Source organism: Blastococcus haudaquaticus, assembly GCF_900230285.1.
Classification (GTDB): Bacteria; Actinomycetota; Actinomycetes; order Mycobacteriales; family Geodermatophilaceae; genus Blastococcus_B; species Blastococcus_B haudaquaticus.
On the sequence record NZ_OCNK01000002.1, the window covers coordinates 425,263 to 445,253 of the forward strand.

Genomic DNA, 19,991 nt, shown 5'->3' on the forward strand with positions numbered 1-19,991 from the left:
GCGGCGCCGGGCCCCGAGGGGTCCGGCGCCGGAGGAGACGCGCGGTCAGGCGGTGCGGCGGGACTGCGCCCGGCCGGTGTACAGGCCGATCAGGACCAGGGCCGCGGTGATCAGCACCAGGTTCTTGACGACGAACTCACCGTCGGCGGTGAGCTCCAGCGGGTTCGACGTCCACATCAGCTCCGACGCGGTGACGAAGGTGAGGAACGTGCCCGCGAGGTGCCCGCAGAGCACCAGCAGGGTGATCCGCGGCAGCACACCGGCCGCCAGGACCAGGCCGAGGACGATCTCCACCACCCCGAGGGCCGGCACGGTCAGGCCGGCGTCCAGGAAGGGCAGCGTCTGGGCGATGAGGTCGTGCACCGGGCTCGAGCCGACCAGCTTCAGCGCGCCGAACCACACGAACACCACCGCGAGGGCCAACCGCAGCAGCGTCGGGGCGATCCGCTGGTTCAGCTGTGCCGCGCGGTCCACCAGCACGGCGCCGGGCAGGCGGGCCGGCGGGCGGTCCGCGGCCTGATCGGCCGCGGACACCTCCGCCGGGCGCTCCATCAGGGCCGTCGACGAGGTCGTCCCGTCCATGGTCATCTCTCCTTGCCGTCCCGAGGCGCGCCGGGTGCGCGGCCGTCGGGAGGAAGAGAGCCGGGAATCCTCGGGGATACGTCAGCGGCGGACGGCTCGCACCAGCTTCCGCACGCCCAGCACGGCGCCACCCGCGGCCGCGACCCACGGCCCCGCGACGACGAGCGGGTCGAGGAGGTGGTGGCGCGCGTCGACCCGGCCCTTCCGCGAGGCCAGCCCGCCGTGGGTGTACTCGGCCTTCACGCCGGTCTCCGTGATCGGGTTGTCCGGCCGGGTGGTGGCGAAGGAGCGGAGGTGCTCCTCCCAGGCGTCGACCCGGTCGGCGAGGATGAGCAGCAGCCAGTGGCCGAGCCGCGCCTCGCCGTACCTGGCGTAGGAGAACTTCCGGATGACGCCGGACAGCCCCTTGGGTGGCTGGGCGGTGCCGAAGACCGGCGTCACGAAGGCGTGCTCGATCGAGTGCTCCCGCGGCCACTTCTCCGGCTGGCGTTCCGGGAAGTCCCAGTGCGCCCCGGTGGTGTCGGGGGCGTAGTGCAGCCGGTGGTTCGACGGCCGGTCGGCGGGATCGAGGTCGACGCCCCAGCCGGGGATCCGGGCGCGGAGCTCCTCGCGGCTCTCGGTGGGGGTGCGCTTGTCCTTGACGTACGCGCTGGGGATGTCCTTGTCGTCGGGCACGGGGGCTCCTCTCAGGCCGCGCTGGGCAGGATCAGCGGCTTGATGCAGCCGTCGAGCTTGGCGGAGAACACGTGATAGGCCTCGGAGATGTCCTCGAGCGGGAACCGGTGGGTGACCATGTCGCGTGGCGTGAGGTAGCCGTTGCGCACGTGCTCGAACATGCGGGGCCACTGGCGCTTCACCGGGGTCTGGTTCATGTTCAGCGTCAACCCCTTGTTCAGGGCGTCGCCGAACTTGACCGCGTTGGGGATCGGCCCGTAGGCGCCCACCACCCCGATCGTGCCGCCCTTGCGGACGGAGTCGATGGCCCAGTTGAGGGCGATCGGGGAACCCCCCTGCAGCTTCAGCTTCGTGCCGGCGATGTGCTGCAGGAGGCTGCCGTCCGCCTCGGCCCCCACGGCCTCGATCACGACGTCCGCGCCCAGATGATCGGTCTGCTTCTTCATCTCGACGACGATGTCGTCGTACTCGGTGTAGTTGAAGGTCTCGGCGTGGGCCATGCTCCGGGCCTTGGCCAGCCGTTCCTCCAACTGGTCGACGACCATCACCCGGCCGGCCCCCATCAGCCAGGCCGACTGCGCCGCGACGAGACCGACCGGGCCGGCACCGAGGACGACCACCGTGTCGCCCTCGGCGATCTCGCCGAGCTGGGCGCCGAAGTAGCCGGTCGCGGCCGCGTCGGTGAGCAGGACGGCGTCCTCGTCGTGCATCCAGTCGGGGATCTTGACCGGGCCGACGTCGGCGAAGGGCACCCGGACGTACTGGGACTGGCCGCCGTCGTACCCGCCGGTGGTGTGCGAGTAGCCGTAGATGCCGCCGACGGCCGTGGCGTTGGGATTGACGTTGTGGCAGTTCGAGTACAGGCCGCGGGCGCAGTACCAGCACGAGCCGCAGAAGATGTTGAACGGCACCATCACCCGGTCGCCCACCTGCAGGTTCTGCACCGACGAGCCGACCTGCTCGACGACCCCGATGAACTCGTGGCCGAAGGTGTGCCCGACACGGGTGTCCGGCATCAGGCCGTGGTAGAGGTGCAGGTCCGAGCCGCAGATCGCGGCCAGCGTCACCCGCACGATGGCGTCGTTGGGGTGCTCGATGACCGGCATCGGCTTCTCCTCGACCCGGATCTTGTACGGGCCCCGGTAGACCATCGCGCGCATGGAGTCCTCGGTTCTTCTCGACGGGTCGGCTGCCGTCCTGTGCCCGGACGGTCCCGCCCCGAACCTCGCTCGCGGTAGGAAGGGCGCATGACCGTTCGCTACGCCCTGACCGATCTGGCGGCCGAGGAGGAGGAGCTGCAGTTCCGCCGGTTCACCGCCGACGACGCCTGGCGGCTCGGCTCCGCGCTCGTGGCGGCGGGACGGGAACGGGGCCTGCCCATCGCGGTGGACATCAGCCGGCACCGGCACCAGGTGTTCCACGCCGCCCTGACGGGGGCGACGCCGGACAACGACTCGTGGATCCGGCGCAAGACCCGGGTGGTGGAACGGTTCGGGCACAGCAGCCTGTACGTGCGCCAGGCGAGCATCGAGCGAGGGACGACGTTCGAGGAGGAGTTCGGCCTCGACCCCGCCCGCTACGCCGCGCACGGCGGCGCGTTCCCGCTGCTGGTCCGGGACGTCGGACCTGTCGGCGTCGTCGTCGTGTCCGGCCTGCCGCAGGTCGACGACCACCGCATGGTGGTCGGCGCGCTGCGGGCCCACCTCCGGGGCTGACCACCGGTGTCCGGAGCCACACAATTGGTGGGCCAATCGTTGGTACGCTAACGATATGCCCCTGCAGCCCGACCCGCTCGCCCTGGAGCACCAGGTCTGCTATGCCCTGTCCGTCGCCGCCCGGAACGTCGTCGCCGTCTACCGGCCGTTCCTGGAGCCCATGGGGCTCACCCATCCCCAATACCTGGTCATGCTCGCCCTCTGGCAGCACGGACCGCTCTCCGTCAAGCGGCTCAGCGGTCTGCTGCAGCTCGACCCCGGCACGCTGTCCCCTCTCGTCAAGCGGCTCGAGGCCGGTGGGCTGGTGCGCCGCGACCGCGACCCCAAGGACGAGCGCGCGCTCGCCATCGCCCTCACCGACGCCGGCCGCGCCCTGCGCGCCCGCGCCGAGGCGATCCCGCCGGGGATCGTGGACCGGCTGGGCATGGACGTCGCCGAGCTCGCCGCGCTGCACGGGGCCCTCACGCGGGTCATCGCGGCCTCGCAGCGGGCCCTCGAGCCGCCCGCCACCCTCGAGGCGGCCGGCCCATGACGACCGCGGCACCCGCTCCCGCCGGGGACGTCCGCCGTCCCGACCCCCTCCGCTGGCTCTGGTACGCGATGGGCGGGGCGCTCCCGGCCCGCTTCAGCCCCTGGGTCCTGCACGACACGACCACGCGCACCTGGGCGCTGCGCCACGTGCTGCGCTCGATGGTGCAACTGGCCGTGCCGATCGGACTGGTGCTGATCCTCGTGCCGGGCGAGTTCTGGATCCGCGGGATGGCCGCGCTCGGCGGCGTCTTCCTCGGACTGTTCTTCTCCCTGGCCTACATGCCCGAGACCACCGAGAACCGGGTCAAGCGGGCCGGCTACCGGCCCGGCACGGCCACCGTCGTGCGCGACCGGGCGGCCCGGGAACGCCAGGCCCGCGACAGCGAGCGACGACGTGCGGCCTCGGCGCGCCGGGCGGCGCGGTACCGGGCACGCCAGGGGCGCTGACCGGGCTGGTCGCCCGCGTCGTGCTGGGCCACGATGCGGGCATGTCCGCATCCACCCGGTCGCTGTGGTCGCTCTGGTCGACCGACTCGCTGCTGTCCATCGGCTCCACCGGGTCGGTGCTCTCGATCGGCAGCATCGGCTCGGCCGCCTCGATCGGCAGCATCGGCTCGTTCGCCTCCATCGGCTCCATCGGCTCGGCGCTCAGCGTCGGATCCGCGCTGTCCTGGCTGTCGCTGTGGTCGGTGCTCTCCGAGCGGTCGGCCGGCGGCGTCCTCGCCTCCCGCCGGCGATCTCCCGGGACCGGGGCGCCGGCCGCCGCCCGGCTCGGCCTCGCCGTGGTCGGCGGGCTCCTGTGGGCCTCGCACTCCCGCCGCTGACTGCACTCCGTCGCTGACCTGCGCGGCGCCCGGTCGGACCACCGGGACGGTGGCACGCGGCGGGTAGGCTCGCCGGTGATGAAGCGCGACGATCGCCGGGGTTCGACGTTCACCTACGAGGGCGTGGACGTCTCCCCCGCCACCGGTGAGATCACCTCCCGGTACTCCCTCGACGGTCGATCCTTCCAGGAGGTCGTGCGGCTCTCCGGCGACCTGGACTGGGACCAGCCCGGCGTCGCCGCCGCGGCACGGATCCTGTTCCTGCTCAGCGGCATCTCGTACTACAAGACCGCCGCTCCCCCGGTCATCGACCTCGGGGACACCCCGGTCACCGAGGACGAGATCGCCTTCCTGCGCGAGTTCTACCTGCAGGGCCTGGGCGAGTTCAGCTACGTCAACGACCTGTCCATCGACGACCTCCAGATCGTCGGCGGCCGCACCGACCTCGCCGAGCCGGTGCCGTGGCAGCTGCCCGAGGAGCGCCCGCTGATCCCCTTCGGCGGCGGCATCGACTCCGTGGTCGTGGTCGAGGAGACGCGGAAGCAGCACCCCGACAGCAGCCTGTTCATCGTGGGCCGCTTCGACCCGATCGAGGACGCCGCCGCCGTCACCGGCCTGCCGATCGTCCGGGCGTCGCGCACCCTCGACCCGCAGGTGCTCCGCAGCCGCGAGCTCGGCTTCCTCAACGGGCACGTGCCGGTCACCGGGGTCCTGTCCGCGATCGCCGTCCTCGCCGCCGTGCTCGACCACCGCAGCGCGGTGATCATGAGCAACGAGTGGTCCGCGTCGGCGCCGACCGTCGAGGTGGACGGCCGGGGCATCAACCACCAGTACTCGAAGTCGCTGGACTTCGAGGTCGGCTTCCGCCGGATGCTGGACGCCGTGCTGCCGGGGTTCCGCTACTTCTCCGCGCTCCGCCCCTACAGCGAGCTGTGGGTCGCCGAGCGGTTCGCCGAGCTGACCGATTACCACCCGGTCTTCCGCAGCTGCAACCGCGCCTTCACGGTGGACCCGGCGAAGCGCGCCACCGCCTGGTGCGGCGAGTGCGACAAGTGCGCGTTCATCGACCTGATCCTGGCGCCCTTCATGTCCGCCGAGCAGCTGCGCGCCGTCTTCGGCGGGCGGGAGCCGCTGGACCGAACCGAGATGCTGCCGAAGTTCCGCGGGCTGCTGGGCGACACCGCCGCGACCAAGCCGTTCGAGTGCGTGGGCGACGTCGGGGAGTGCCGGATCGCCCTCGAGCTGACTGCGGCCCGTCCCGACCGGGCCGGCAACCCGGTGCTCGCGCAGCTGCGCGCGGAGCAGCCGGCCGCCCCCGGCCCCACCGCCCGGTACTTCGCCCCCATGGGCGAGCACTTCATCGAAGGCCCGTATGCCGCCGACGATCTCCTGGTCTGACCTGCGCGACCGCCGGGTCGGCGTCTGGGGTCTGGGCGTCGAGGGCCGCGCCAACCTGCGCAAGCTCGCCGAGCTCGGGGTGGCGCCGCAGGTCCTGGTGGACGATCGCCCGGCCACCGACGACGTCGTCGGCACCGAGGCCGGTGGGCTCGAGGCGCTGGCCGCCTGCGACGTCGTCGTCAAGTCGCCGGGCATCTCCCGGACCCGCGAGGACCTGCGGGCCCTCGAGGGCGCCGGGGTGCCGGTGGCCGGCGGGCTCGGGCTGTGGCTGGCCGAGGCCGACCGGGACCGGGTCCTGTGCATCACGGGGACCAAGGGCAAGAGCACGACCACCGCGATCGCCGGGCACCTGGCCACGGGCCTCGGTCAGCGGGTGCTGCTCGGCGGCAACTTCGGCACCGCGCCCTGGGACCCCGAGGCGCCGCAGGACGTCGACTGGTGGGTCGTGGAGACCTCCAGCTACCAGGCGACCGACGTGACCCTCGGCCCGGCCGTCGTCGCCGTCACCTCGCTCAGCCAGGACCACCTCGACTGGCACGGCGGCATCGAGAACTACTACCGCGACAAGCTCTCGCTGTGCAGCCGTCCGGGCGTGCGCAGCGTCGTCGCCGACGGCGACAGCGCGCTGCTGGCCGAGCACGCCGACCTGCTCGGTCCGTCGGTCACCTGGGTGCGCTCGACCGACGACCCCGGCTGGACGGCGGGGCTCGGACTGCTCGGCGAGCACAACGTCCGCAACGCCCTGGTCGCCCGCGCCGCCCTGGTCGCCCTCGGCGTCCCGGGTGCCGACGACGACGACCGGATCGCCGCCGCCGCGCACGACTTCGCGGGTCTGGGCAGCCGGCTGCGCCCGGTCGGCCGGGTCGACGGCGTGGACTTCGTCGACGACAGCCTGTCCACGAACGTGCTGCCCACTCTCGCCGCCGTCGACGCGTTCCGTGGCCGGCGGGTGGCCCTGCTGGTCGGCGGGCACGACCGCGGCATCGACTACGCGCCGCTGGCCGAGGGGCTCACCGGTCGGACGGACCTGCTGGCGATCTGCCTCCCCGACAGCGGCCCGCGCATCGCCACGGCCCTCCGCTCCGGTGCGCCGGACGTCGACGTCCGCGAGGTCGCGGACCTCCCCGAGGGCGTCCGCACCGGCTTCGAGTGGGCCCGCCCGGACGGCGTCGTCCTGCTCTCCCCCGCTGCCCCGAGCTTCGGCCGCTACCGCAACTACGAGGAGCGGGCCGCCGACTTCGTGCGGGCCGTGGAGCAGCTCAGCTCGCGGTGACCGCCGCCGCCTGAGGCACGGGGCGCACCTCGCGCGCGCTCGTGAGCTCGTGCCCGTCGTCGCAGACGAGGCCCAGGTGCACGGGCGACCCGCAGTCCCGGTGCTCGAGGGCCAGCGGAGCGACGTCGTCGGCCAGGTACTTGTCGCCCCACTGCATGAGCGCTACCAGGGTCGGATAGAGGTCCAGCCCCTTCGTCGTCAGCCGGTACTCGTGCCGCTGGCGCTCGCCCGCCGCCTGGTACGGCACGCGCCGGAGGATGCCCTGCTCGACGAGCGTGCCGAGCCGATCGGTGAGCACGGCCTTCGGGGCGCCGAGCTGACGCTGGAAGTCGGCGAACCGGCGGACGCCGAGGAAGGCCTCCCGCAGGACCAGCAGGCTCCACTTCTCCCCGACCACGGCCAGGGTGCCCGCCACCGAGCAGCGGGACCGGTCCCACGAGGCATCCGTCACATGCGCAGTCTAGACCCGGCTGGGTTCACTTGACGAACCTCGATCGGAGGAGGACAGTTCGTTTTACGAACCCAGGAGGCCGGGATGGACATCGCGGTGACGACGAGGCCGGTGCGGCCCGACGACCAGGCGCGCTTCTACCGGCTCTGGCCGCGCCTGTCCGCCGAGACGGTGTACCGCCGGTTCCACGCCCCGGTGCACTCCCTGCCGGCCGAGACCGTCCGCCGACTCGTCACGGTCGACCACGACCTCCGCGAGGCCGTCGTCGCGGTCGTCGGGGGCGAGGTGGTCGGCGTCGCCCGCTACGACCGGCCCGTCGACGACCCCGCCACCGCCGAGATCGCCGTCCTCGTCGAGGACGCGTGGCAGGGCGTGGGGCTGGGACGGCAGCTGCTCGCCGAGCTCAGCTCGCTGGCCGCCCGCCGCGGCGTCCGCACGCTCACCGCGACGGTGCAGCCGGGGAACCGGCCGGCGCTCGGGCTCGCGCGCCGGCTGCTCCCCCGCGCGACCGTCGTCCCCGACGACGACGTCCTGACCGTCACGGGCCCCCTCGCACCACCGGAGCCGGTATCCGCGCCCCCGCGGGCGGGCTCCCTCGTCCTGACCGCACCGCACTGAGAGAAGGAACCGTCATGTCCCGCCTGCACACCACCTTCGCCGCCCGTCGCGACGCCCGCCGGCACCTGCGCGAGGAGCGCGCGCTGGCCCGTGCCCTGGCCTTGGCCCCCACCGTCGAGTCCGCCCACGAGATCGCCACCCTGTACTCCCGCCGCTGAGCTGCACGATCCCGCCCGCACGATCCCGCCCGCACGATCCCGCCCGCACGGGGGCGCCCGGCCGCTACGGTCGGGCGACATGGGCGTGTGGTCCAGCGGTGCGAGCTACGACATCTACGTCGGGCGCTGGAGCCGGCTCGTCGCGGCCGACTTCGTCAGGTGGCTGGACCGACCCCCCGGCGCCCGCTGGCTGGACGTCGGCAGCGGTACCGGCGCGCTCACCGAGGCCGTGCTGTCCGCCGCCGCACCGACCGACGTCGTCGGCGTCGACCCCTCTGCCGACTTCGTCGCGCACGCCGCAGGGGTCATCCCCGACCCCCGGGCGAGGTTCGGCGTCGGGGACGCCCGGGCCCTGCCGGTCGTGGACGGCTCGTTCGACGTCGCCGTCTCCGGCCTGACGCTGAACTTCGTCGCCGAACGGACCGCGGTCCTCGGCGAGCTGCGGCGCGCGGTCGGCCCCGGAGGCACCGTGGCCGCGTACGTCTGGGACTACCCGGACGGCATGCAGCTCATGGCCGCCTACTGGGACGCGGCGCTCGACCTCGGCCTGGCCGAGCCGACGATGCACGAGGCCGTGCGCTTCGGCTTCTGCCGCCGCGCGGCCCTGCAGGCAGTGTTCGTGACAGCGGGCCTGACCGGCGTCGACACCACCCCGATCGTCGTCCCCACGGCCTTCCGCGACTTCGACGACTTCTGGTCCCCCTTCCTCGGCGGCACCGGCCCCGCGCCGGCCCACCTCGCCGCGTTGCCCGCGGACCAGCAGGAGACGCTGCGGGACGCCGTCCGGGACCGGCTGCCGGTGGCCGACGACGGATCCGTCGCGCTGACCGCGCGGGCGTGGGCCGTGCGGGGAACGGCTCCGTGACGGCCGGTCAGATCGCCATCGCCGCCCGCACGGCGGCGGTGGAGGCGGCGCCTCCGTCGCCGGTCCCGGTGACCCGGCCCGACTCGACGACGTAGTAGGTGCTCGCCGCGCTGAGCGCGAAGCCGACGTGCTGCTCGACGAGCAGGACCGACAACCCGCCCCGGCGCGTGAGTGCCAGGATCGCCTCCTGGATCTCGGTGACCACGCTGGGCTGGATGCCCTCCGTCGGCTCGTCGAGGATCAGCAGCCGCGGGCCGGTGATGAGCGCGCGGGCGATGGCCAGCTGCTGGCGCTGCCCGCCGGAGAGCAGCCCGGCCCGCCGGCCGAGCAGCTCCTTCAGCGCCGGGAAGAGGTCGAGCGCCTCGCCGGTGCGCGCCCGCCCGTCCCGGCGTCCGTCTGCGACGAGCTGGAGGTTCTCCGCCGCGGTCAGCTGCGGGAAGCTCTGCTGCCCCTGCGGCACGTACGCGAGCCCCCGGCGCACGCGCTGGTGCGGCCGGAGCCCCGTGACGTCCTCGCCGTCGAGCAGGACACGGCCCGGGCGCGGCGGCAGCAGGCCGACGGCAGCCCGCAGCAGCGTCGTCTTGCCCGCGCCGTTGTGGCCGAGGATCACCGCCACGCCGTCCGGCGGGACGACGACGTCGATGCCGTGCACCACCTCCGTGCGCCCGTAGGCGATGTGCACGTCGCGGAGTTCGAGCATCAGTGCACCGCCTGGTGTCCGGGGCCCCGCGATCCAGGACCGAGGTAGATCTCCTGCACGCGCGGATCGGCCTGCACCTGGGCGTAGGTGCCCTCCGCGAGGACCTTGCCGGCCGCCAGCACCGTCACCGAGTCCGCGTACGCGCGCAGGAACTCCATGTCGTGCTCGACGACGACCACCACGTGGTCGCGGCGCACCCGGCGCAGGAGCTCGCCGGTCTGCTCCCGTTCCTCGGCGCTCATCCCGGCCACCGGCTCGTCGAGGAAGAGCACCGTGGCGTTCTGCACGAGCAACATGCCGATCTCCAGCCACTGCTTCTGACCGTGCGACAGTTCCGCGGCGGGCCGGTCTCGCAGCGTGGTCAGGCCCGTCGTCTCCATCGCCAGCTGCACGCTGTCGGGGACGGTGGCCCGGGCCCGCAGCAGCGACCGGCGCCGGCGCTGCGAACCCGCCGCGATGTCGAGGTTCTGCAGGACGGTCAGCTGCTCGAAGACGCTCGCGGTCTGGAAGGTGCGGCCCACGCCCGCCCGGGCGATCTGGTGCTCCTTCTGCCCGAGCAGCTCGGTCCCGTCGAACTTCGCCGAGCCGGAGGCCGCGGCGAGCCCGGTGACGGCGTCGACGAGGGTCGTCTTGCCCGCCCCGTTCGGGCCGATGAGGAAGCGCAGGTCGCCCTGCAGGACCGTGAGGTCCACACCGTCCACCGCGACGAACCCGTCGAAGCTGACCCGGAGCCCGCGGATCTCCAGGTAGTCCTGCCGCATCAGGCCCCTCCTCCGCGCGCGTCCGCCGGGGCCCGCTCGGGCCCGGCGTCGTCCACCAGAGGTGGCCCGGGCGGGCCGTGCCCGATGCCCTCCCCGACGACGCCGCCGGGCCTGCGCCGGCGGCCGCGCAGCACCCCGCCCAGCGAGCCGATGCCTCCGGGCAGGAAGGCCACGACCAGGACGAACAGCAGGCCCTGCAGGTAGATCCACACCGACTCGAAGTTCTCCGACAGCGTGCTGCCGGCGTAGGAGACGGCGAGCGAGCCGAGCACCGGGCCCAGCAGCGTGGCCCGCCCCCCGACGGCGACCCCGATGAGGAAGCCGATCGAGGGCACCACCCCGACGTTGTTCGGCGAGATGATGCCGACGATGGGGACGAACAGCGCCCCGCCGATCGCCGCGAAGACGGCGGCCACCACGTAGGCGAACACCTTGATCAGGGCGGGGTCGTAGCCGAGGAAGCGGACCCGCTCCTCGCCGTCACGGACAGCCGTCAGCAGCTCGCCGTACCTGCTGCGCCGGAGCTGGTGGACCACCGCGACCATCGCGATCAGCACACCGGCGGCGATGAAGTACAGCATCCGGCGGTTGACCGGGTCACTCAGCGCGAAGCCGAAGAACTGCCGGAAGTTGCTGAGCCCGTTCGATCCGCCGATGGTGTTCTGCTGGCTGATCAGCAGCAGGGCGAACGCCGCGGCCGAGGCCTGGGACAGGATCGCGAAGTAGGCGCCCTTGACCCGTCGGCGGAAGACGCCGAGCCCGAGCAGGAGCGCGAGCAGCGCGGGGACGCCGACGATGCCCAGCACGGCGGTCACCGGGTTGCGGAACAGCTCCCACCACCACGGCAGCCCGCTGCCGGTCACCATGAAGGCCGGCCGCCCGCCCGGGCCGGCGTCGCTGAGCTGCAGGTGCATGGCCATGATGTAGGCGCCGAGGCCGAAGAAGACCCCTTGCCCGAGGGTCAGCATGCCGCCGCTCCCCCAGGCCAGGCCGATGCCCACGGCCACCATCGCCACGCAGAGGAACTGCGCCAGCAACCGCAGCCGGAAGTCGCTCAGCAGCGCCGGCGCCGCCCCGAAGAGGACGACCGCCGCCAGCAGGTACCCACCGAGCACCACGGCCCGGCTCCCGAACCGCCCGCTCACACGAGGCTCCTCGTCCGGACGCTGAACAGCCCCTGCGGACGCAGCTGCAGGAACGCGATCACGCAGAGCAGCAGCAGCACCTTGGCGGTGCTGACCGACTGCGAGTACGCGAAGAACGCCTGCAGGACGCCGAGGCCGAAGGCGGCCAGGACCGCACCACGGATCTGCCCGATGCCACCGGCGACCACGACGAGGAACGCGTCGACGATGTAGGTCTGCCCCATGTAGGGCTGCGTCGAGGCGATCAGCGTCAGAGCCACCCCGGCGATCCCGGCCAGGCCCGACCCGATGAAGAAGGTCAGCCGGTCGGTGCGGCGGCTGTCGATCCCCGAGGTCTCGGCCAGTCCGCGGCTCTGCACCACTGCGCGGACGCGGCGCCCCAGGGAGCTGAACCGCAGCACCGCGCTGAGCACGGCCACCGCCACCACCGCCAGGACGACGATGAACAGCCGCCCGGTGGTGAACGGCACCCCGAGGACCTCCACGTTGCCGCGCAGCCACTCCGGTGCGCGCACCTCCACGGCGGGCGCCCCGAAGACGTCCCGCGCCAGTTGCTGGAGCACCAGCGAGACCCCCCAGGTGACCAGCAGGGTGTCGAGCGGCCGCGAGTAGAGCCGGCTGATCAGCGTCGTCTCGAGGAGCACCCCGAGGAGCCCGCCGACCAGGAAGGCCAGCGGCAGGGCGATCAGCAGCGCCAGGCCGGCGCCGCCGATCACCTGCTGCACGACGAAGGCCGTGTAGGCCCCCGCCATGAGGAACTCCCCGTGCGCCATGTTGATGACGCCCATCTGCCCGAAGGTGAGCGTCAGCCCGAGGGCCACGAGCAGCAGCACCGAGCCGAGGCTGATGCCGGCGTACAGCTGGCCGAGGACGGCGTCCATCCGATGACCTCCCGCTCAGCCGGTCAGCAGTAGGTCTCGTCCTTCTCCATGCTCGAGGCCCAGTCGTAGCCCTCGAGGCACGGGTCGGGGTCGATCGGGCCGTCGGAGGACCAGACGGCGTCGATCAGCCCATCGGCGTTCACCCGGCCGATGAGCGCGGTCTTGGCGATGTGGTGGTTGTCGCCGTCCACCGTCACCGGCCCCTCGGGGGCGTCGAAGCTGACGCCGTCGGCGGCCTCCTGGACGTCGGCGACATCGAAGGACTCCGCCTTCTCGACCATGCCCTTCCACAGGTAGACCGAGGTGTACGCGGCCTCCATCGGGTCGCTGGTCACCGCGTCGTCGCCGTAGGCCTCCTTGAAGGCGGTCACGAACTGCTCGTTCTCCGGGCTGTCGACGGTCTGGTAGTAGTTCCAGGCCGTGTACTGGCCCTCCAGCTTGTCGACGCCGATGCCCGGCACCTCCTCCTCCGCGATGGACACCGAGAGGACCGGCATCGTCTCCGGCGTCAGCCCCACGTTGGCGTACTGGGTGAAGAAGCTGACGTTCGAGTCGCCGTTCAGCGTGTTGAAGACCGCGTCGGCGCCGGAGCTCTGGACGCGGTTGACGATCGTCTGGATGCCCTCGGTGGAGCCGAGCGGCTCGTAGTCCTCGCCGACGATCTCGATGCCGTTCTCCTCGGCGTAGGCCGTGATGATCGCGTTCGCCGTCCGCGGGAAGACGTAGTCGCTGCCGACCAGGTGCAGCGAGGTGACGCCGACCTCGTCCTTGAGGTAGTCGAGGGCCGGGATGATCTGCTGGTTGGTCGTCGCGCCGGTGTAGAAGATGTTCTCCGACGCCTCCAGGCCCTCGTACTGGACCGGGTAGAACAGCAGCGCGTCGTTGCTCTCGAACACCGGCAGCATCGCCTTGCGGCTGCTGGAGGTCCAGCCACCGAAGACCGCGGCGACGCAGTCGCTCTGGATCAGCTTGGTGGCGCGCTCCGCGAAGATCGTCGGCTCGGACGCGCCGTCCTCGGTGACCACCTCGAGCTGCTTGCCGAGGACCCCACCGTCGGCGTTGATCTCCTCGACGGCGAGCTCGAGGGACCGGCGGACGGTCGTCTCGCTGATGGACATGGTGCCGGACATGGAGTTCAGCAGGCCGATCTTCACCGAATCACCCGAGGTGTCCACGCAGGACTCCACCCCGCCGTCCGCAGCGGCCTCCCCCGTGTCGTCGACCCGGCTCCCGCAGGCGGTCGTGCCGAGCACCAGAGCTGCGGCGGTGAGTGTGGCCCCTACGTGACGACGGCGAAGCTTGCGCAATGTCGCTCCCTGGTCCGGAGGTGACTCCACGACGCGGAGGGCCGCGAGCCACCGGTGAACGGACGCCGGGCGACCTCGGCGAGGCCGTGGGTCCGTTCGGTGGCAGAAACGTAGGAACCGGATGTTCCAGCCCTGCTCTGCGCCGATGAAGGCGGCGTTACGCGACGTCCCACGGCTGTGACCTGCGCATCACTGGAGCGACCGAGCGTCCTCGGCGACCGCGGCCGCGCTGCCCCTGGCGACGTCCTGTCCGCTCGTGAGCCACCTGCGCGGCGTCGCCGGGCACGCCACGCTCGGGCTCACCCGCGGGGGTTCCCCTGGCACTGCTGGAGCCGGTCAGTCCACCCGGGGGCCGCGGCGGCAGGCGAAGAGGAAGGCCGGCGGGACGTTCACCGGCGAGATGCGCCGGCGCACGTCGCCGAACAGCCGGCGCAGCTCGGACTGGATGAGCGGCGAGTACTGGATGACGAGCGCGACGCCGTCGGGACCGAGCGCGCTCGGGAGCGACTCGAGGATCCGGCGCCGCAGCTTCGGCTCCAGCGAGGTGAACGGCAGGGCGCAGACCAGCACGTCGGCCCGCTCGTCCCCCAGGTGGTCGGCGAGGTTCTCCGCGGAGTCACAGACGACCTGCAGCCGCGGGTCGGTGAACCGCTCCTCCAGGATCTCCACCAGCCGCGGGTCGATCTCCAGGGCGACCAGGCGCGCGTCCGGGCCCATGCGGGCGAGGATCTCCCCCGTCTGCGATCCCGTACCGGCCCCGAGCTCGACCACCAGGGACGCGCCCGGCACGTCCCCCATGTCGAGCATGTCGCGCACCGCGAGCCGGGAGGTCGGCAGGATGGCCCCCACCTGGCGCGGGTTCGTCGCGAACGCCCGCAGGAAGCGGAGTCGATCTGCCAGTTGCTGGTTCATGCGGCCCTTCCGGAGCGGACCCGGCGCCCGACTCTCCGCAGCACGATGGCACGGACGCGCCCTTCACGCAGCCCAGGTCCCCGCACCCGGTCCGCTCGTGACCCACCCCCGAACGGGTGACACGCGCCGCGCCGGACACGCGATCAGGGGGCACCGCCCACACGAACGTGCTGGGCAGCGTAGGGTTCACGTCGGTCGCTGTTGTGCCTCTGCTTCGTTCTTGAACGTCCGCAGTCGTCCTCTGCCTGACGTTCCTCTCGGTCCTGCCGGTGGTGCAGCGCCCCGAAGACCGGCACTAGCCGGTCCGGACACCCCCAGCACGGAATGAGAACAGCATGGCTCAGGGCACTGTGAAGTGGTTCAACGCGGAGAAGGGCTTCGGGTTCATCGCCCAGGACGGCGGCGGCGCCGACGTCTTCTGCCACTACTCCGCCATCGTCTCGGACGGCTACAAGTCGCTCGACGAGGGCCAGCAGGTCGAGTTCGACGTCACGCAGGGCCAGAAGGGCCCGCAGGCGGAGAACGTCCGCCCCATCTGATCCACCGGGACGGGGGTCACGGCGCATCGCGCCGTGGCCCCCGTTCTGCTTTTCCGGCCCCGGCTGCCCATGTCGCCGGAGCCGCAGAGGCGCGCCGTAACGTTCAGGCCATGAGTCGCACGCACCCCGAACTGCGCACGCCCCCGCCACTGCCCGACGGCGGCCTGCGCGTGATCGCCCTGGGTGGCCTCGGCGAGATCGGTCGCAACATGACCGTGTTCGAGCACGCCGGCAAACTGCTGATCGTCGACATCGGGGTCCTCTTCCCCGAGGAGCACCAGCCGGGCATCGACGTGATCCTCCCCGACTTCACCGCCATCCGGGACCGCCTGGACGACGTCGTCGCGATCGTCCTGACCCACGGCCACGAGGACCACATCGGTGGCGTCCCCTACCTGCTGCGCGAGCGGGCGGACATCCCGCTGGTCGGGTCCAAGCTCACGCTGGCGTTCATCGAGGCCAAGCTCAAGGAGCACAAGATCCGCCCGGCCACCGTCGAGGTGTCCGAGGGCGACCTGGTCGAGTTCGGTCCCTTCGACCTCGAGTTCCTCGCGGTCAACCACTCCATCCCCGACGCGCTCGCCGTCGCCATCCGGACGGCCGCCGGGCTGGTCCTGCACACCGGCGACTTCAAGATGGACCAGTTCCCGCTCGACCGGCGGATCACCGACCTGCGCGGGTTCGCCCGGCTCGGCGAGGAGGGGGTCGACCTCTTCCTCACCGACTCCACCAACGCCGAGGTCCCCGGGTTCACCACCTCCGAGGGTGAGCTCGTGCCCGCGATCGAGAAGGTGTTCCGGACCGCCCCGCGGCGGGTCATCGTCTCCAGCTTCGCCAGCCACGTGCACCGCATCCAGCAGGTGCTCGACCAGGCCCACGCGCACGGCCGCAAGGTGGCCTTCGTCGGCCGGTCGATGGTCCGGAACATGGGCATCGCCCGCGACCTGGGCTACCTGAACGTGCCCGACGGCCTGGTCGTCGACATGAAGGTCCTGGAGAAGCTGCCGGCGAACCAGGTCTGCCTGATCTGCACCGGGTCGCAGGGCGAGCCGATGGCGGCACTGTCGCGCATGGCCAACCGGGACCACGTCATCCGCATCACCGAGGGCGACACCGTGCTGCTGGCCAGCTCGCTCATCCCCGGCAACGAGAACGCGATCTACCGGGTGATCAACGAGCTCACCCGCTGGGGCGCGAACGTCGTGCACAAGGGCAACGCGAAGGTGCACGTGTCCGGCCACGCCAGCGCCGGGGAGCTCGTCTACTGCTACAACCTCGTGCAGCCGCGCAACGTCATGCCGGTGCACGGCGAGTGGCGGCACCTCAAGGCCAACGGCGAGCTCGCCATCCGCACCGGGGTGCACCCGAAGGGCGTCGTCCTCGCCGAGGACGGGATCGCCGTCGACCTCGTCGGGGGCCGGGTGCGGATCAGCGGCAAGGTGCCCGCCGGCAACGTCTACGTCGACGGCCAGACCGTGGGCGGCGCCACCGAGGCCCACCTGAAGGATCGCCGCAACCTCGCGGAGGAGGGCGTCATCACCGTCGTCGCCATCGTGGACGCCGACACCGGGATGCTGGCCGAGCCGCCGGACTTCCTCGCCCGCGGGTTCGCCCACGACGAGACCACCTTCGAGGCGGTCGTCCCGCTGATCGAGAAGGCGCTGGCGAAGGCCGCGGAGGAGGGCGTCGGCGGGGCCACCCAGCTGGAGCAGCTCATCTCGCGCGCGGTCGGCCAGTGGGCGCACCGGTCCGGCCGGCGCAGCCCGATGATCATCCCGATCGTCATCGACGCCTGACCTGTCGGGAACCGCGGCCCCCCGACGTGACGTTGTCGGGGGGCCGTCGTCTTCCGTTCCGGGCGCCCGTCTTCAGTTCCGGGGACACGGTGCCGATGCTGGACGAGACCGTTCGCGCTACCGACGACCCGAGGAGGGGCCATGGACTACCTGCGCCGTCTGCAGATGGAACGGCCCGTGCTGTTCTACGTCGTGCTGTTCGTCGGCATCTTCGTCGCCTTCCAGCTCCTGCTCTTCGTGGCCGGCGCTCTGCTGGGGCCGCTCGGTCTGCCGTCATGGGCGCCGCTGGTGGTCGTCCTGCTCGTGCTGGTCGTGATCGCGCGCCGGCAACAGCGCTGAAGGGCTGTCGCGTCAACCTGTGGTTGACGTGACTCCATCGTCAACCGTAGGTTGACGACATGACCGAACCGACGCGCACCTCGAACCCTGTCCGGCTCGACGACCTGATCTCGGCGATCGAGCAGGTGCACGACGATGCCCTCGACCAGCTCAGCGACGCGGTGCTCGCCGCCGACCACCTCGGCGAGGTGGCCGACCACCTGATCGGGCACTTCGTGGACCGGGCCCGGCGGTCGGGCGCCTCGTGGTCGGACATCGGCCGCAGCATGGGCGTGAGCAAGCAGGCGGCCCAGAAGCGGTTCGTGCCCAAGGCGGAGAACGACCTCGACCCCTCGCAGGGCTTCAGCCGGTTCACCCCGCGGGCGCGCAACGTCGTGATGGCCGCGCAGGACGAGGCACGGACGGCCGGCAACGCGACCATCACGACCGCGCACCTGGTGCTCGGGCTCCTTCGCGAGCCGGACGGCCTGGCGGCGAAGGCGATCGCCGGCCAGGGGATCCCTGCGGACAAGGTCCGGCAGACCGCCGTCGCCACGCTCCCCCCGGCCGGCGGCGACGTACCCGACCTGATCCCCTTCGACGCGCACGCCCAGAAAGCCCTGGAACTCACCTTCCGGCAGGCGCTGCGGCTCGGGCACAACTACATCGGGACGGAGCACGTCCTGCTGGCCCTCCTGGAGGTCGAGGACGGCACCGGGGTGCTCGCCGGGCTCGGCCTGGACCGTGACCGGGTGGAGAGCGACGTCGTCGCCGCCCTCTCGTCGATCGCGGCCGCCCCGCGGCAGCAGGCCTGACACCCGGTCGGCCCCCGCCTGCTGGGGGCCGACCGGGTGTTCCGGGAGGATGCGGGGGTGCATGCCGAGACGCTCCTGCTCCTGGTCCTCGGCGCGGTCGCCGTCCTCGTGGCGGTGCGGTGGGTGGCCGCACGCACCGGGCTCCCGGCGGCGGCACTCCTGACCCTCGTCGGGATCCTCTACGCGGTCCTGCCGGGGCCCAACATCACGCTCGACCCCGACCTGGTCCTCACGCTCGTGCTGCCGCCCCTGCTCTACAGCGCCGCCCTGGACTCCTCGCTCACGGCGATCCGCCAGAACCTGCGCACCGTCATCAGCCTGTCGGTGCTCCTCGTGCTGGCGACGGCGCTCGTCATCGGCCTCGGCTTCGCCCTGTTCGTCGCCGGCGCGACGCTGGCCGCCGGCATCGCGCTCGGTGCGGCCGTCGCCCCACCCGACCCGGTGGCCGCGCTCGCCGTCGGCCGCAAGGCGGGTCTGCCGCCACGGCTGATCACGCTCATCCAGGGCGAGGGTCTGCTCAACGACGCCACCGCGCTCACCATCCTGGGCGTCGCGATCGCGGCCGCCCAGGGCGACGGGTTCTCCACCCCCGCGGCCGTCGGCCAGTTCCTGGTCTCGGCGGTCGGCGGCGTCGCCGCTGGAGTCGCGGTGGCCTACGGCGTCCGCCCGCTGCGCCGGCTGCGCAGCGACCCGCTGTCGTCCAACGCGGTCTCCCTCGCCACCCCCTTCGTGGCCTATCTGCTGGGCGAGGCGGTGCACGTGTCCGGCGTCCTGGCGGTGGTCGTCGCCGGGCTGATCATCGGGCACAACAACCCGAGCTGGGCGTCGGGCGCCAGCCGCCTGCAGACGAACGCCGTCTGGCGCCTGGTGGACTTCCTGCTCGAGGGGTTCGTCTTCCTGCTCATCGGCCAGCAACTCCCGTCCGTCATCGACGGACTCGGCGTGTACGAGACCTCCACCATCGTGATCGCCGCGTCGATCACCATCGGGGTCGTCCTGCTGCTCCGCCCCCTCTGGCTCTGGCTCACCGAGCACCTTCCCCAGGCGATGCACATGCGGCTGACCGACCAGGATCTCGACGGGGACGGCGAGCCGAACGACGGCAGCCACCCGACCGGCCGGCTGTCGGGCCGGGAGATCGTCGTCCTCAGCTGGGCGGGCACCCGCGGCGTGATCAGCCTGGCGGCGATCTTCGCGCTGCCGCTCACCACCGAGAGCGGAGCGCCCTTCCCCGATCGCGAGCTGCTGCTCTTCTGCGCGTTCCTCGCCGTCCTGGTCACCCTGGTCGGCCAGGGGCTCACCTTCGCTCCGCTGGTGCGGGCGCTGGGCCTGCGCGCCGACGAGGCGGACCAGGCGCGGCTGCGCAACCTGGCACGGATGGCCTCGGTGGAGGCCGCCCTGGCGCGCCTGGCGGAGATGGAGGCCGAGGAGCACGACGACGTCGACGACAAGGCGATCACGAGCCTGCGCGCGCAGCTCACGACCCGGCTGAATCGCTACCGCAAGCGTCTGGACCTGCTCGACAGCGCCGAGGCCGGCGAGATCCCGCTGTCGCCGCAGTACGAGGCGGCCCTCCGGCTGCGCCGCACGGTCATCGACGCGCAGCGGCACGAGCTGCTGCGCTGGCGCGACGTCGGCCGGCTGCCGGACGAGAGCCTGCGCAAGCTCGAGCGCGAGCTCGACCACGAGGAGGGCCTGCTGCCCTCCCGCAGCCAGCAGTGAGCCGC

The 19,991-nt window shown here is 72.3% G+C and carries 24 protein-coding genes; 14 read left to right on the plus strand and 10 right to left on the minus strand.

Going from position 1 to position 19,991, the window contains the following annotated elements:
- Positions 1–45 precede the first annotated feature (45 nt).
- From CRP30_RS08630 to CRP30_RS08640, 3 genes are all read right to left on the minus strand, one after another.
- Entirely contained in the window at positions 46–582 is a 537-nt protein-coding gene (locus tag CRP30_RS08630; protein ID WP_159961634.1) for a DoxX family membrane protein, read from the minus strand.
- 81 nt (positions 583–663) lie between these two features.
- Positions 664–1,257, minus strand: coding sequence for a hypothetical protein (locus CRP30_RS08635; protein ID WP_200814629.1), 594 nt, complete (start codon positions 1,255–1,257; stop codon positions 664–666).
- Between the two features lie 11 nt (positions 1,258–1,268).
- Positions 1,269–2,417, minus strand: coding sequence for a zinc-dependent alcohol dehydrogenase (locus tag CRP30_RS08640; protein ID WP_097183535.1), 1,149 nt, complete (start codon positions 2,415–2,417; stop codon positions 1,269–1,271).
- An 87-nt stretch (positions 2,418–2,504) separates the two neighbouring features.
- On the opposite strand from CRP30_RS08640, the gene CRP30_RS08645 reads away from it, so the two are divergent.
- The 6 genes from CRP30_RS08645 (at position 2,505) to murD (ending at position 6,998) form a co-directional block, all read left to right on the plus strand.
- Positions 2,505–2,972, plus strand: a complete 468-nt coding sequence (locus CRP30_RS08645) for a heme-degrading domain-containing protein (protein ID WP_097183536.1) — start codon at positions 2,505–2,507, stop codon at positions 2,970–2,972.
- A 55-nt stretch (positions 2,973–3,027) separates the two neighbouring features.
- Entirely contained in the window at positions 3,028–3,504 is a 477-nt protein-coding gene (locus CRP30_RS08650; RefSeq protein ID WP_097183537.1) for a MarR family winged helix-turn-helix transcriptional regulator, read from the plus strand.
- Positions 3,501–3,950, plus strand: coding sequence for a DUF5313 family protein (locus tag CRP30_RS08655; protein ID WP_097183538.1), 450 nt, complete (start codon positions 3,501–3,503; stop codon positions 3,948–3,950). The genes CRP30_RS08650 and CRP30_RS08655 overlap by 4 nt, the downstream gene beginning before the upstream one ends.
- 41 nt (positions 3,951–3,991) lie before the next feature.
- Positions 3,992–4,327, plus strand: coding sequence for a hypothetical protein (locus tag CRP30_RS08660; RefSeq protein WP_097183539.1), 336 nt, complete (start codon positions 3,992–3,994; stop codon positions 4,325–4,327).
- A 78-nt stretch (positions 4,328–4,405) separates the two neighbouring features.
- Positions 4,406–5,725, plus strand: coding sequence for a MurL-like N-terminal domain-containing (locus tag CRP30_RS08665; protein WP_097183540.1), 1,320 nt, complete (start codon positions 4,406–4,408; stop codon positions 5,723–5,725).
- Positions 5,700–6,998, plus strand: a complete 1,299-nt coding sequence (gene murD / locus CRP30_RS08670; protein ID WP_097183541.1) for a UDP-N-acetylmuramoyl-L-alanine--D-glutamate ligase — start codon at positions 5,700–5,702, stop codon at positions 6,996–6,998. Before CRP30_RS08665 ends, murD begins: the two co-directional genes overlap by 26 nt.
- On the opposite strand, the gene CRP30_RS08675 is transcribed toward murD, so the two are convergent.
- The gene (locus CRP30_RS08675; protein ID WP_097183542.1) at positions 6,985–7,449 is read right to left on the minus strand and encodes a winged helix-turn-helix transcriptional regulator; all 465 of its coding nucleotides are present in this window, start codon (positions 7,447–7,449) and stop codon (positions 6,985–6,987) included. The two genes, murD and CRP30_RS08675, sit on opposite strands and share 14 nt — an antisense overlap.
- Before the next feature lie 84 nt (positions 7,450–7,533).
- On the opposite strand from CRP30_RS08675, the gene CRP30_RS08680 reads away from it, so the two are divergent.
- The 3 genes from CRP30_RS08680 to CRP30_RS08685 all read left to right on the plus strand — a co-directional run bounded on the left by CRP30_RS08680 (position 7,534) and on the right by CRP30_RS08685 (position 9,090).
- Positions 7,534–8,067 carry a GNAT family N-acetyltransferase gene (locus CRP30_RS08680; RefSeq protein WP_097183543.1) on the plus strand — a complete coding sequence of 178 codons (534 nt, stop codon included), beginning with the start codon at positions 7,534–7,536 and terminating at the stop codon, positions 8,065–8,067.
- 14 nt (positions 8,068–8,081) lie between these two features.
- Positions 8,082–8,225 (plus strand): hypothetical protein, encoded by a 144-nt coding sequence (locus tag CRP30_RS22480; RefSeq protein WP_159961637.1) that lies wholly within the window; start codon positions 8,082–8,084, stop codon positions 8,223–8,225.
- 79 nt (positions 8,226–8,304) lie between these two features.
- Entirely contained in the window at positions 8,305–9,090 is a 786-nt protein-coding gene (locus tag CRP30_RS08685; protein WP_097183544.1) for a class I SAM-dependent methyltransferase, read from the plus strand.
- A gap of 7 nt (positions 9,091–9,097) precedes the next feature.
- Here the strand turns inward: CRP30_RS08685 and urtE are convergent, their stop codons facing one another.
- The 6 genes from urtE to CRP30_RS08715 all read right to left on the minus strand — a co-directional run bounded on the left by urtE (position 9,098) and on the right by CRP30_RS08715 (position 14,796).
- A complete protein-coding gene (gene urtE / locus CRP30_RS08690; RefSeq protein WP_097183545.1) occupies positions 9,098–9,790 on the minus strand; it encodes an urea ABC transporter ATP-binding subunit UrtE in 693 nt (230 codons plus the stop codon).
- Positions 9,790–10,551, minus strand: coding sequence for an urea ABC transporter ATP-binding protein UrtD (urtD, locus tag CRP30_RS08695; RefSeq protein ID WP_097183546.1), 762 nt, complete (start codon positions 10,549–10,551; stop codon positions 9,790–9,792). Before urtD ends, urtE begins: the two co-directional genes overlap by 1 nt.
- Entirely contained in the window at positions 10,551–11,696 is a 1,146-nt protein-coding gene (gene urtC / locus CRP30_RS08700) for an urea ABC transporter permease subunit UrtC (RefSeq protein ID WP_200814630.1), read from the minus strand. The genes urtD and urtC overlap by 1 nt, the downstream gene beginning before the upstream one ends.
- Positions 11,693–12,577, minus strand: coding sequence for an urea ABC transporter permease subunit UrtB (gene urtB, locus CRP30_RS08705; RefSeq protein WP_097183547.1), 885 nt, complete (start codon positions 12,575–12,577; stop codon positions 11,693–11,695). Before urtB ends, urtC begins: the two co-directional genes overlap by 4 nt.
- Before the next feature lie 23 nt (positions 12,578–12,600).
- Positions 12,601–13,830, minus strand: coding sequence for an urea ABC transporter substrate-binding protein (gene urtA, locus CRP30_RS08710; RefSeq protein ID WP_235003278.1), 1,230 nt, complete (start codon positions 13,828–13,830; stop codon positions 12,601–12,603).
- A 390-nt stretch (positions 13,831–14,220) separates the two neighbouring features.
- Positions 14,221–14,796 (minus strand): class I SAM-dependent methyltransferase, encoded by a 576-nt coding sequence (locus CRP30_RS08715; protein WP_097183549.1) that lies wholly within the window; start codon positions 14,794–14,796, stop codon positions 14,221–14,223.
- A gap of 335 nt (positions 14,797–15,131) precedes the next feature.
- On the opposite strand from CRP30_RS08715, the gene CRP30_RS08720 reads away from it, so the two are divergent.
- The 5 genes from CRP30_RS08720 to CRP30_RS08740 all read left to right on the plus strand — a co-directional run bounded on the left by CRP30_RS08720 (position 15,132) and on the right by CRP30_RS08740 (position 19,986).
- Entirely contained in the window at positions 15,132–15,335 is a 204-nt protein-coding gene (locus CRP30_RS08720; protein WP_089334648.1) for a cold-shock protein, read from the plus strand.
- Positions 15,336–15,445: 110 nt separating this feature from the next.
- Positions 15,446–17,131, plus strand: coding sequence for a ribonuclease J (locus CRP30_RS08725; protein ID WP_097183550.1), 1,686 nt, complete (start codon positions 15,446–15,448; stop codon positions 17,129–17,131).
- 141 nt (positions 17,132–17,272) lie between these two features.
- Positions 17,273–17,470 carry a hypothetical protein gene (locus CRP30_RS08730; RefSeq protein ID WP_097183551.1) on the plus strand — a complete coding sequence of 66 codons (198 nt, stop codon included), beginning with the start codon at positions 17,273–17,275 and terminating at the stop codon, positions 17,468–17,470.
- A gap of 59 nt (positions 17,471–17,529) precedes the next feature.
- A complete protein-coding gene (locus tag CRP30_RS08735; RefSeq protein WP_097183552.1) occupies positions 17,530–18,264 on the plus strand; it encodes a Clp protease N-terminal domain-containing protein in 735 nt (244 codons plus the stop codon).
- 57 nt (positions 18,265–18,321) lie between these two features.
- Positions 18,322–19,986, plus strand: a complete 1,665-nt coding sequence (locus CRP30_RS08740; protein ID WP_097183553.1) for a Na+/H+ antiporter — start codon at positions 18,322–18,324, stop codon at positions 19,984–19,986.
- Positions 19,987–19,991 lie beyond the last annotated feature (5 nt).

Bases quoted from the DNA above. Each gene is read 5' to 3' on its own strand.
- CRP30_RS08655 (WP_097183538.1), top strand. From the start codon at position 3,501: ATGACGACCGCGGCACCCGCTCCCGCCGGGGACGTCCGCCGTCCCGAC.
- CRP30_RS22480 (WP_159961637.1), top strand. From the start codon at position 8,082: ATGTCCCGCCTGCACACCACCTTCGCCGCCCGTCGCGACGCCCGCCGG.
- CRP30_RS08680 (WP_097183543.1), top strand. From the start codon at position 7,534: ATGGACATCGCGGTGACGACGAGGCCGGTGCGGCCCGACGACCAGGCG.
- CRP30_RS08650 (WP_097183537.1), top strand. From the start codon at position 3,028: ATGCCCCTGCAGCCCGACCCGCTCGCCCTGGAGCACCAGGTCTGCTAT.
- CRP30_RS08665 (WP_097183540.1), top strand. From the start codon at position 4,406: ATGAAGCGCGACGATCGCCGGGGTTCGACGTTCACCTACGAGGGCGTG.
- CRP30_RS08685 (WP_097183544.1), top strand. From the start codon at position 8,305: ATGGGCGTGTGGTCCAGCGGTGCGAGCTACGACATCTACGTCGGGCGC.
- CRP30_RS08645 (WP_097183536.1), top strand. From the start codon at position 2,505: ATGACCGTTCGCTACGCCCTGACCGATCTGGCGGCCGAGGAGGAGGAG.
- CRP30_RS08715 (WP_097183549.1), bottom strand. From the start codon at position 14,796: ATGAACCAGCAACTGGCAGATCGACTCCGCTTCCTGCGGGCGTTCGCG.
- CRP30_RS08660 (WP_097183539.1), top strand. From the start codon at position 3,992: ATGTCCGCATCCACCCGGTCGCTGTGGTCGCTCTGGTCGACCGACTCG.
- murD (WP_097183541.1), top strand. From the start codon at position 5,700: ATGCCGCCGACGATCTCCTGGTCTGACCTGCGCGACCGCCGGGTCGGC.
- urtE (WP_097183545.1), bottom strand. From the start codon at position 9,790: ATGCTCGAACTCCGCGACGTGCACATCGCCTACGGGCGCACGGAGGTG.
- urtD (WP_097183546.1), bottom strand. From the start codon at position 10,551: ATGCGGCAGGACTACCTGGAGATCCGCGGGCTCCGGGTCAGCTTCGAC.
- CRP30_RS08735 (WP_097183552.1), top strand. From the start codon at position 17,530: ATGACCGAACCGACGCGCACCTCGAACCCTGTCCGGCTCGACGACCTG.
- urtB (WP_097183547.1), bottom strand. From the start codon at position 12,577: ATGGACGCCGTCCTCGGCCAGCTGTACGCCGGCATCAGCCTCGGCTCG.
- CRP30_RS08640 (WP_097183535.1), bottom strand. From the start codon at position 2,417: ATGCGCGCGATGGTCTACCGGGGCCCGTACAAGATCCGGGTCGAGGAG.
- CRP30_RS08630 (WP_159961634.1), bottom strand. From the start codon at position 582: ATGGACGGGACGACCTCGTCGACGGCCCTGATGGAGCGCCCGGCGGAG.
- CRP30_RS08725 (WP_097183550.1), top strand. From the start codon at position 15,446: ATGAGTCGCACGCACCCCGAACTGCGCACGCCCCCGCCACTGCCCGAC.
- CRP30_RS08720 (WP_089334648.1), top strand. From the start codon at position 15,132: ATGGCTCAGGGCACTGTGAAGTGGTTCAACGCGGAGAAGGGCTTCGGG.
- CRP30_RS08730 (WP_097183551.1), top strand. From the start codon at position 17,273: ATGGACTACCTGCGCCGTCTGCAGATGGAACGGCCCGTGCTGTTCTAC.